The sequence below is a fragment of the Candidatus Chloroploca mongolica genome, assembly GCF_004762035.2.
GTDB lineage: Bacteria > Chloroflexota > Chloroflexia > Chloroflexales > Chloroflexaceae > Chloroploca > Chloroploca mongolica.
Genome location: NZ_SIJK02000065.1, coordinates 19,054 through 29,183, shown reverse-complemented (window position 1 = coordinate 29,183; position 10,130 = coordinate 19,054). Strand labels below are relative to the sequence as shown.

The window sequence follows — 10,130 nt, the reverse complement described above, 5'->3', positions numbered from 1 at the left end:
TGACCGACGGGCGCAGCCAGCGCCAGCGATCACGTGGTGGGGAGTGTAGGTCAATGATACCATTTCCAGCCTCGTTTTTGGAGGGGAAGCGAGGAGAGCTGTGGGAACGTCCACAACCGCGTACCTCGTCACCCAGGTGATGGGTGACCTCGTCAATGTTGGTCGGCTGGCAGTGCTCGACCAGGTCGCCACTGAGAACCTCTGCGTCCATGTTCCGCAGGCTGACACACCGCTCTGCGGTCGAGAGGCAGTGAAGCGTGCGTTTAGCCGCGCACGGGCGGCATTTCCCGACGCCTATGTCCTGATTGACGAGATGCTCTCATCGTCCGACCAGGCGATGGTGCGTTGGACTGGCCGCGCCACCCATAGGGGTGTGTTTTGGGGCATGCCGGCAACGGGAACGCTGGTGACCTTATCGGGGATCATGTGCTTCCACTCTAGCGATGGAAGGATCGCCGAACTCCGGCTCTTTTTCGATGCGCTTAGCCTGTATCAGCAACTGGGAGGGAGTCTGCCAGCAGCCTCGGCCTGAAACAGGCGCAAGAATATGGGTGGTTTGCCTCAGTAGCCAGCACTATTTCCAGATCGTCCCGCCACGAGCTTTTGAGAAGCGATATCAGGGAGGCCGTGTCGTGATGCTCCATGTCCATCTCTTCGGAAGGCTGAGGATTTGCAAGGATGATCAGACGCTTGTCATGATTGAATCGCGCCGAGCACAGGAGCTCTTTAGTTACCTGCTCCTTTATCGAAGCCGGTCGCACTCACGTGAACTACTCGCTAGTAAACTATGGGGCGATATCACCCCAGGACAATCACGGGCCAACTTCCGCAAGGCCCTGCACCAGCTTCAGCAAGCGCTCCCCGGTGTGCCCCTGCTGCTCGATAAAGACTGGGTGCAGATCAACCCGCACGCCGAGATCGTCCTGGATGTGGCGCTCCTAGAGCTGATCTTTGCTCAGGTAAGCGGTCGCCCTGGTGAGAGCCTGAGCGACGAGGAGGCCCAGCAGATCGCCGCCGCCGTCGCGTGCTATAGGAGCGATCTCCTTGAGGATTGCTACACCGACTGGTGTCTCTTTGAGCGCGAGCGCCTGCAGGCAATCTACCTCGCCTTGCTCGACAAGTTGCTGGCGCGCTGTGAGGCACATGGTGCCTTTGAGGCTGGTATGGCCTATGGTAGCGCGATACTGCGCTACGACCGCGCCCACGAGCAGACCCATCGCCGCCTCATGCGACTGCATGCCCTTGCTGGCGACCGCACCACTGCCCTCCGTCAATTCGAACGCTGTGTTACCGCCCTGCGTGAGGAGCTTGATACGGAGCCCACTGAACTGACCATCAACCTAAGGAATGAGATCCGCGCCAATGTGCTGGTCGCGCCGCCCCCAGCCTCGGCGCCCCTGGCCATTGAGCGCATGGTTCAGAACCTGCGCCACACCTATGACTCGCTGGTTGAGGCACAGAATCAACTGCACCAGCAAATCGCCGAGATCGAGCGGCTGCTGATCCAATTTGCGTTAGTGCCCTTGCCCGAGGCACAGAATCCTGAGCCGTAGAACAGTTGGGGAACGCCTAAGGATCGCCTGAGGATCACCAGACGCCTACACTAATCCTATCCAGCCTCATCGCCCTACGCACGCCATCGCCCTATCGGAGATCGTTATGGAGCCGCTGGAGACCCGTACCCACTCATTTATCGTTAAGATCTGGCGCGAGCAAACTGACGAGGCGACCAAGAAGGCGCTGTGGCGCGGATATATTACCCATATCCCCAGCGGTGAGCGCCGCTACGTCCGCAGGCTCGCTGATGTGACCGATGTTATCCAGCAGTACCTTGACCGTCTTGGCGTTGTACAGGGGTGGAACTGGCGGGCTCGGCAATGGCTGCGACGCACGTGCCTACGCCGCTAGGCACGATGGCGCCGAGGGGCATCCCGCGTAGTGCATGAAGATCGACGATCAAGGTATCTCGAAGGGGCAGTGCTGTGTCAATCACACCGACTTATCCAGGCGTCTATGTGGAGGAGATCGCTAGTGGCGTACGGACGATCACGGGGGTGGCAACATCAATCACCGCGTTCATGGGGCGGACCAAGCATGGGAAGGTGAACACGCCGACGACGATCTTCGATTACGGCAGCTTCGTGCGGCTCTTCGGCGACCTCGCTGCCGATTATCCGCTGAGCTACGCCGTGCGCGACTTTTTCCTCAACGGCGGCGGCCAGGCGATCATCGTGCGACTCTTCAGAGGGGATCCGCCAAGTGCGGCGGATGCTGGAGCGAGCAAACAAGTCCAGGCTGTTGCTGTCTCGGCGGCGACGGCGCTCTTCACGGCTGCTACAAATGAGGCTAAAAAGGCAAACTCGACAACTGGAACTGTCCTCAAGGCCGTTCAGGAGGAAGCTTCAAAGCAGACATCAGATCTAACTCTGATCTTGGAAGTCAACAAACAGCGCCAAGCGCTACGCGCTGCAGAAGACACGCTCGCACCGCAAGCGCAGGCGACGGCACTCGCGCTTGCTCATGTGCGAGCCGCTGAGGCAACAGCGCAGTCTCTTATGCAGTTCATAATCACAAATGCTGATAGCGCCTTGACCCCTCAACTGACCACTGCACTGACTGCGGCGAACGAAACCGTAGACAAACAGAAGGCCGCACTTAGTGAAAGCACGAACCAGCAGAGCGACAGCATCAAGAAGGTTCAAGACGCACGTGCTGCGCTAACAACCGCCACACAGAAGCTCGCCGCACCCCAAACCATAGCCACCGCTGTCCAGGCGCTCGTCAAAGCAAAAGTAGCCCCCGGAGCTGACGGGAAGCTCGATATCTCATGGCTTCCCAAGACAGATGATGCTAATGCTATTGCCACGTTCGTGACTCAGGCATTGAGCAAGGCCGGGCCAGCGTCGACTGCCACAGAGCCAGACCCAGAGAGCGATAGCGGACCGCTCGACCTCGACCCTGCAGCCTACCAGCGCGGCCTAACAGCTCTCAAGCGCGTCGATCTGTTTAACTTGCTGTGTATTCCGCCAGATAAACCGGATGAGCAGATTGCGGACTATAGCCTGCGCACCAGCGTCTACCAGGACGCGCTCAGCTTCTGCGTGGCGCGGCGCGCGATGCTGATCGTCGACCCACCGCCGGCGTGGAGAGATGTTGATGATCTCGTTTCGGATCCGCAGGCCAAACTCAATGAGCTAAACCTCTCTGGCACGCTCGCCCGCAACGCGGCGATCTTTTACCCGCGCGTCCGGCAGGTTGATCCGATCAGCGGAGCCGTCGACAGCTTCGCGCCCTGCGGCATTGTAGCCGGGGTGATGGCGCGTACTGATGCCACGCGTGGTGTGTGGAAAGCGCCGGCCGGAATCGACGCCTCGCTGAACGGGATCATTGGGCTGGAGGTCAGCCTGACTGACGATGAGAATGGCGTGCTCAATCAGCTCGGCATCAACTGCCTGCGCTCATTCCCGGTCTACGGGCGGGTGGTCTGGGGCGAACGCACACTGCGCGGCGCAAACGAGATCGGTGATGAGTATAAGCACATCCCGGTGCGGCGCACGGCCTTGTTTATCGAGGAGAGCCTCTTCCGTGGCCTAAAGTGGGTCGTCTTCGAGCCGAACGATGAGCCGCTCTGGGCGCAGATCCGCCTCAATGTCGGCGCCTTTATGCATAACCTCTTCCGCCAGGGTGCGTTCCAGGGCACGACGCCGCGCGATGCGTACTTTGTCAAGTGCGATAAGGAGACGACAACCCAGAACGATATCAACGAAGGCAAAGTCAATATTATGGTCGGCTTCGCGCCGCTCAAACCTGCCGAGTTCGTCTTCATTAAGTTGCAGCAGATTACCGGCCAGATCGAGGTCTAATCCTCGAATACGCCGTCAGGGAGGCCGCCGATGGCTCAGTTCAGCGTCAATGCGCAGCGCTTCGACCCCTACAAGAATTTTAAGTTTCGTGTCAAATGGGACGGAAGATATGTCGCGGGGGTCAGCAAGGTCGGTGCGCTCAAGCGCACCACCGAGGTGGTCAAGCACCGTGACGGCGGCGATCCCAGTAGCAGCCGTAAGTCACCGGGCCGCACCGAGTACGAGGCAATTACGCTCGAGCGCGGCGTGACTCACGACAAAGAGTTCGAGCAGTGGGCCAATAAGGTCTGGAACTTCGGCTCCGGCCTGGGGAGCGAAGTGTCGCTCCGGGATTTTCGCAAGAATATCATCCTCGAACTTTACAATGAGGCTGGGCAGTTGGTACTTGCCTACAAGATCTACCGCTGCTGGGTTTCCGAGTATCAAAGCATGTCCGATTTCGACGCCAACGCGAACGCGGTCGTCATTCAGCATATCAAGCTTGAGAATGAGGGCTGGGAGCGCGACTACGAGGTGGCGGAGCCCAGCGAGCCAAGCTATGTCGAGCCGCCCGCTTGATCGCGCTGCGTAAGCTTGCCGCCGCCCAGTTGCTTGAAGCATGGGAGCACGGTCAAGGCCAGTCGCCCTCCTACCGGGCATTGGCGCTGCTCGTTGCCGCATGCGACGAGCCACCTGAGCTCCAGGCCTCGCTCAGCATCGGCCAGCGTGACGCCCGCCTGCTGGCGCTACGCGAGTTGACCTTCGGGCCACAGCTGGTGAGTGTGGCCTCTTGTCCGGCTTGTGGCGCGCAGCTTGAGCTGACCTTCAGTACTGGCGACATCTGCGCCCAGGCGCCGGATGGCGTAACAGAAGTGACGCTCGTCGCCGATGGCTATACGCTGCGAGCACGTCTACCCAACAGCCTCGACCTTGACGCGCTGGCTCGGTGCGCCGATCGCGCCACCGCTCGCACGCAACTGGTCGCTCGCTGTGTCCTGGAGGCGAGCTATGCCGGTAAGCCGCTGCCCGCTGTGGATCTTCCCGAAGCGCTGCTGGCGCTGCTGGCCGCGCAGATGACCGAGGCTGATCCGCAGGCTGATGTACGCCTGGCTATGAACTGCCCGGACTGTGACCACGGCTGGCAGGCGAGCTTTGATATCGTGAGCTTCTTCTGGAGCGAACTGGAGGCATGGGTGCAACAGACCCTGCGCGACGTGCATACGCTGGCATGGGCCTACGGCTGGCACGAGGCCGATATCCTGGCCCTCAGCCCGTGGCGTCGCCGCTACTACTTGGAAATGGTGCGCGGATGAGCGACTTTCTCAATATCCTGGCCGCCCGTAGCCTCAGCGAAACCCCACAGGTTACGCCGCGCCTGCTCACGCGCTTTGAGGCTGAAGCTGGCGCGCCCGTCGGGCTGGAGGAGCTGGCCTTTGAGCGGGAAGCACCCCGTGTGCCACCGCCCGCGCCTGTTGTCGCCGCGCCGCCACCGCTGCCAGCCATGGTCGCGCAGCTTGAGTCGCCACGCGCACTGCCCAGGCTAGCCGCCACCGTGCCAGATGCACCAGCGCAGCCTGCTCCTGGTCGCCAGGAGCAGCGCGCTGCGCTCTTGCCCACGCCTGCTACGCCGCAGCCGCTTGTGGTCTCAGCCGATCCGCTCCCGCGTACGCCAATACGAGGCCAACCCAGCGAGCCTATCGTGCCACATGATCGGGCACGTCACGCCCTCAGCGAGCCTGTCGTGCTACACGATCGGGCACGTCACGTGCCCGGCGAGCCGGCACCAGCACAACCACGACCTGTGGCCGCTGCCCTCGCCGCGCTGTTACCACGCACGATCCAGCCGCCTCAACCGGTTGCTCTTACGCAGGCCCAACCACCAGATGCGACGACACGGCTAGTGCCAGCGCTACCCCTACCCCTGCACGACCTGCCCGTGCGGCCCCACCCACGCCACGCCGGAACCGATGTCACCAATGCCGCGCCACCAATGCCGACCATCCAGGTCACGATTGGGCGCATTGAAGTGCGTGCCACAGCGCCCGCACGCCCGACGCGCACGGAACGCGCCATGCCCTCGGTGATGAGCCTCGACGAGTATTTGCGCCAGCGCGACGGGGGCCGCCGATGAGTAATTATCTCGCCATTGCAACCGTAACCGAGGTGCTGCGCCAGAACTTGCAGCAGGCCTGCCAGCGCCATATCGATGGAATAAACGTGCTGGCCGAGCGCCCCAGCCAGCCAGCCAACGACCAGCAGTCCACCATCCACCTCTTCCTCTACCGGGTCACGCCCAACGCGGCCTGGCGCAACGCCGACCTGCCAACCCGCGGCAGCGACGGGCGGCAGATCGCGCAGCGCCCCCAGGCAGCCCTCGATCTGCACTACCTGTTGAGCTTCTACGGCGACGAGCGCAAACTGGTGCCTCAGCGCCTGCTCGGCCTCGCCGTGGCCGAGTTGCATACCAATGCCATCTTAAGCCAGAAGAACATCCGCGACCAGACCAAAAATGTCGAGCATCTTGCCGACACCGATCTAGCCGACTCGGTTGAGCGAGTGAAGATCGTGCCCGGCGTGCTGAACCTGGACGAGCTCTCGAAGCTCTGGTCGATCTTCTTCCAGACGCCCTACGCGCTCTCGATCACCTACGAGGCCACCGTGGTACTGATCGAAAGGGAGGTGCCGATCCGTGCGGCGCTGCCGGTGCGTGAGCGGGGGCTAACCGGGCTGTCTATGAGCCGGCCGTTGATCAGCGCCGTGCGTTCGATTGAGCGCCAGGATGGGATCGTTGTCGGTGGACTGCCACTAGAGATCGTCGGGCAACGCTTGCTCGGCGAGGCTGCCGCTGTAAGCTTCGACGGTGGCGAGCCTCTTCCGCTTGCCGCCGCGACCGATGCGTTGCTGACGGTTTCTGCCGATAGCCTGACGGCGCTGTCGGCGGGCGCCCACGGTGTGCAGGTCATCCATAAACTGCCCCTCGGCAGGCCCTCCGACCCCTACCGGGCGGTCGGGTCTGAGGTGTTGCCCTTTGTGCTGCGCCCAACCATTACGCGGCTGGAGGTGGCGAACGGCAAACTGACAATCATGGTTATGCCGCCGATTGGAAAGGGGCAGCGGGCAAGCGCACTGCTGAACGAGTTCGACCCGCCCGCCGATCGGGAGGCCCACGCACTGAGCTTTGATCTGCCGCCACGACAACCTCCTCCTCCGGGGGAGCCTGATGCCGACGCGGCAGTGACATTTAACCTAGTCGGCGTCGAGCCTGGGCGCTACCTGGTGCGCCTGCAGGTGGATGGGGCGGAGAGCTTGGTGATCAGGGGCCATGATCCTGACCGACCCTACGATCCCAACGCTGGCGATGCCGCGCTTGACCCAAACAGCCAGCTGCCCTACCGCTACATCCAGCCGAACGTGAGCATCACATGATCGTACAGTCATCACAACCGATTGATGTGCTCGCACTTGGCCTGGACTGGCTCCAGCTGCGGCTCGCGCTGCTCCAGCCGCCACAGAGCGCGGCACCGGCCCAGCGGACGGGGTTTTTCACCTGGAGCCAGCCCACAGTTGCGGCGTCGCCCGCGCCACATGTGGATGCGGTGCGGCAGGCGCGGGCAGCCTTCGAGTCGGCCATGCAAGCGAACCCGCAGCATCGTCTGGTGCAGATCGCCGATCGTCTCGGCCTGGAGCCGCATGAGCGCGATTTGTTTTTGCTCTGCTTGGGCCACGCGCTGCATAGCGCGATCGCGCGCCTGTGCGCTGGCGCGAGCGGCCAGCTCTACCCAACCTTCGCACTGGCGCAACACATGAGCGATGATAGCGCGTGGGATGCCCTGATGCCGGAGCAGCAGGCGCAGACAACTCGCCTCGCCGCTGCCTCGGATTGGTTGGTGCTTGCGCCTGAGCGCCCGCTGCGGGCCTGGCGCTTGATCGAGATCAGCCAGCCCACCAACACCCCGCTGATCGCCGCCGGGCTGCGCGCCGATGAGTGGGTGGTCAACTACATTGTTGGGGCGAATGAGCTCGACGACCGCCTGGCGCTGCTGTGTCTTCCGCTCGATCTGGACGCCGACGTAGCGCTGCTAGCGCCGTCGCAGGCGGCGCTGCTGGAGGCCAGCCTGGTCCAACTTAACCAGCGGGCTAGCCGACCAGGGCCGGTGCTGGCCCGGCTCCTCGGCGCGAACGCCGCCGGGCGACGCCTCTTCGCCTGGCATATCGCCCAGTCCGGTGGGCTCAGGCTCTATCGGCTGCCGGCCAGCTTGATCCCAACTGTCGTGGGCGACCTGGAGACCTTCGTCCGGCTGTGGGAGCGCCAGCTCCGGCTCACTCACCAGTGCGCGCTGCTGGTTGAGGCCAGCGATGTGTCGGACGAGAACGTCGCCCCGGTGCTGCGCCTGCTGGAGCGGATCGGTGGTGTGGTGTTAGTGGACGCCGGGCAGTCGCTGCCGGGCCTAGACTCGGCGCTGGCGATTGCGGTGACCGCGCCCACAGTGCGCGAGCAGCGCGCGATCTGGGAGCAAGTGCTCCCACCGGCGGAGCACGCTTGGGCTGCGCGCCTGGCCGCGCAGTTTAGCCTGAATGCGGGCGAAATCGCCATGACGGCTGAGGCGAGCGCGGGCGCATCAGAAGCGGCCGAGTCGATCGGCGCGCATGCCTGGCAGCTCTGCCGCGCTCGCGCCCGCACGCTGCTCGATGGCCTGGTGCAACGGATCGAGCCCAAGGCGCAGCTACAGCAACTCGTGCTGCCGGCGACCGCGCAAGCACAGATCGAGCAGATCCGCGACCAGGTGCTCCATCGCAGCACGGTCTACGACGACTACGGCTTCCGCGAGGCGATGAGCTATGGCTTCGGCATCAGCGTGCTGCTGGCCGGCGAGAGCGGCACCGGCAAGACCATGGCCGCCGAGGCGCTGGCCCATGCGCTCGACCTTGACTTGTACCGCATCGACCTGAGCGCGGTGGTGAGCAAATATATCGGCGAGACCGAGAAGAACCTCAGGCGGATCTTCGACGCCGCCGAGCAGAGCGGTGCGATCCTGCTCTTCGACGAGGCCGATGCGCTGTTCGGTAAGCGCTCCGAGGTCAAGGACAGCCACGACCGCTACGCCAACATTGAGGTCAGCTATCTGCTCCAGCGCATGGAGAACTACGACGGGCTAGCAATCCTGACCACCAATATGAAGGGCGCTCTGGATCAGGCGTTCCTGCGTCGGCTGCGCTTCATCGTAGATTTTCCGTTTCCCGGCAAGGCCGAGCGCGAGCAGATTTGGCGCGGCGCCTTCCCGGCGGGCGTGCATGGCGCCCAAGATCTGGACTATGGCAAGCTGGCGCGGCCAAGCCTGACTGGCGGGCAGATCCGCAACATCGCGCTCAACGCCGCCTTCATGGCCGCAGCGCGCGATGGCATTGTAACCATCGATCTGCTGCGCGAGGCGACGCTGGCCGAGTGGCGCAAGCAGGGCCGCTCCGGCAGCGCTGCCGACCTGGCAGGCTGGGAGACACCCGCCAGGTTGGTGCTGGCACCAGTGCCGGCAGAGAGCGAAGCATGAACATCGCGCTGCACATTAATCGGCTGGTGCTCGACGGGCTGGTGCTGGCACCAGTGCCGGCAGGGAGCGAAGCATGAACATCGCGCTGCACATTGATCGGCTGGTGCTCGACGGGCTTGAGTTGGGGCCGGGGCAAGCGCGCCTAGTGCGGGCCGCCGTCGAGGTCGAGCTAACTCGGCTGCTGACGGCGGGCGGCCTGGCGCCGGAGCTAGCGGCGGGCGCGGCGATGCCCACGCTCGAGGCTGGCACGATCGCGACGGCGGGCAGCGAGCCGCGAGCACTAGGCGGGCAGATCGCGCAGGCGGTGTACGCAGGGCTGGGGACGAAGGAGCGACCATGAGCATGCAGCGGCAGAGCGCAAAACAGAACCCAGCCACAACACCCGCCACGGGCCTCACCCTACAGCGCCAGTGCGCCTGCGGCCAGCACACCAGCGGCGGTGGCGAGTGCGCGGCGTGCAAACAACAGCGCCTCGCCGGCACGCTCCAGCGCAGCAGCCTGGCGATCAGCCAACCCGGCGACCGCTACGAGCAGGAGGCCGAGCGCGTCGCCAATAGCGTCGTGGGCGGCGGCACAATTCCGGCGCTGAGCCTAAGCGCCCCGGCAGCGATTCATCGCGATGGCCCGCCGCCGACATCAACCACCCGCGACCCTAATGCCGATGAACGGCGCAAGTATCCAGGCACGTCGCTGCCCGATCTCGGTTTCAACAATTCGCAAAATGACCAGCATATACAGCAGC

General features: G+C 63.5%; 11 protein-coding genes. All 11 read left to right on the top strand.

The genetic code is table 11. The features are described from left to right. Positions 1-100: 100 nt before the first annotated feature. Complete coding sequence (locus EYB53_RS21785; RefSeq protein ID WP_167857543.1) at positions 101-532, top strand: ester cyclase; 432 nt, start codon at positions 101-103, stop codon at positions 530-532. A gap of 163 nt (positions 533-695) precedes the next feature. Next, positions 696-1,553, top strand: a complete 858-nt coding sequence (locus tag EYB53_RS21780; protein ID WP_167857542.1) for an AfsR/SARP family transcriptional regulator — start codon at positions 696-698, stop codon at positions 1,551-1,553. A 106-nt stretch (positions 1,554-1,659) separates the two neighbouring features. Next, positions 1,660-1,908 (top strand): hypothetical protein, encoded by a 249-nt coding sequence (locus EYB53_RS21775; RefSeq protein WP_135481022.1) that lies wholly within the window; start codon positions 1,660-1,662, stop codon positions 1,906-1,908. Between the two features lie 74 nt (positions 1,909-1,982). Beyond that, positions 1,983-3,863 carry a phage tail sheath C-terminal domain-containing protein gene (locus tag EYB53_RS21770; protein WP_135481020.1) on the top strand — a complete coding sequence of 627 codons (1,881 nt, stop codon included), beginning with the start codon at positions 1,983-1,985 and terminating at the stop codon, positions 3,861-3,863. Positions 3,864-3,893: 30 nt separating this feature from the next. Next, positions 3,894-4,421: a phage tail protein gene (locus EYB53_RS21765; RefSeq protein WP_135481017.1), complete on the top strand. Its 528-nt coding sequence runs from the start codon at positions 3,894-3,896 to the stop codon at positions 4,419-4,421. Beyond that, a complete protein-coding gene (locus EYB53_RS21760) occupies positions 4,418-5,155 on the top strand; it encodes a T4 family baseplate hub assembly chaperone (RefSeq protein ID WP_205712724.1) in 738 nt (245 codons plus the stop codon). The genes EYB53_RS21765 and EYB53_RS21760 overlap by 4 nt, the downstream gene beginning before the upstream one ends. After that, positions 5,152-5,973, top strand: coding sequence for a hypothetical protein (locus EYB53_RS21755; protein WP_135481015.1), 822 nt, complete (start codon positions 5,152-5,154; stop codon positions 5,971-5,973). The genes EYB53_RS21760 and EYB53_RS21755 overlap by 4 nt, the downstream gene beginning before the upstream one ends. Beyond that, on the top strand, positions 5,970-7,268 hold the full coding sequence (locus tag EYB53_RS21750) for a Pvc16 family protein (RefSeq protein ID WP_135481013.1): 1,299 nt from the start codon (positions 5,970-5,972) through the stop codon (positions 7,266-7,268). The genes EYB53_RS21755 and EYB53_RS21750 overlap by 4 nt, the downstream gene beginning before the upstream one ends. Continuing rightward, positions 7,265-9,388: an ATP-binding protein gene (locus EYB53_RS21745; RefSeq protein ID WP_135481011.1), complete on the top strand. Its 2,124-nt coding sequence runs from the start codon at positions 7,265-7,267 to the stop codon at positions 9,386-9,388. The genes EYB53_RS21750 and EYB53_RS21745 overlap by 4 nt, the downstream gene beginning before the upstream one ends. A gap of 73 nt (positions 9,389-9,461) precedes the next feature. Continuing rightward, a complete protein-coding gene (locus EYB53_RS21740) occupies positions 9,462-9,728 on the top strand; it encodes a hypothetical protein (protein WP_135481009.1) in 267 nt (88 codons plus the stop codon). Further along, positions 9,725-10,130 (top strand): hypothetical protein (locus EYB53_RS21735; RefSeq protein WP_205712723.1); only part of this gene is annotated, 406 nt, incomplete at its 3' end. The genes EYB53_RS21740 and EYB53_RS21735, both read left to right, overlap by 4 nt.

What these genes read in the sequence shown, in the direction of transcription:
- EYB53_RS21750 (WP_135481013.1), top strand. Translation starts at nt 5,970, where the DNA reads ATGAGTAATTATCTCGCCATTGCAACCGTAACCGAGGTGCTGCGCCAG.
- EYB53_RS21775 (WP_135481022.1), top strand. Translation starts at nt 1,660, where the DNA reads ATGGAGCCGCTGGAGACCCGTACCCACTCATTTATCGTTAAGATCTGG.
- EYB53_RS21765 (WP_135481017.1), top strand. Translation starts at nt 3,894, where the DNA reads ATGGCTCAGTTCAGCGTCAATGCGCAGCGCTTCGACCCCTACAAGAAT.
- EYB53_RS21780 (WP_167857542.1), top strand. Translation starts at nt 696, where the DNA reads ATGATTGAATCGCGCCGAGCACAGGAGCTCTTTAGTTACCTGCTCCTT.
- EYB53_RS21740 (WP_135481009.1), top strand. Translation starts at nt 9,462, where the DNA reads ATGAACATCGCGCTGCACATTGATCGGCTGGTGCTCGACGGGCTTGAG.
- EYB53_RS21755 (WP_135481015.1), top strand. Translation starts at nt 5,152, where the DNA reads ATGAGCGACTTTCTCAATATCCTGGCCGCCCGTAGCCTCAGCGAAACC.
- EYB53_RS21745 (WP_135481011.1), top strand. Translation starts at nt 7,265, where the DNA reads ATGATCGTACAGTCATCACAACCGATTGATGTGCTCGCACTTGGCCTG.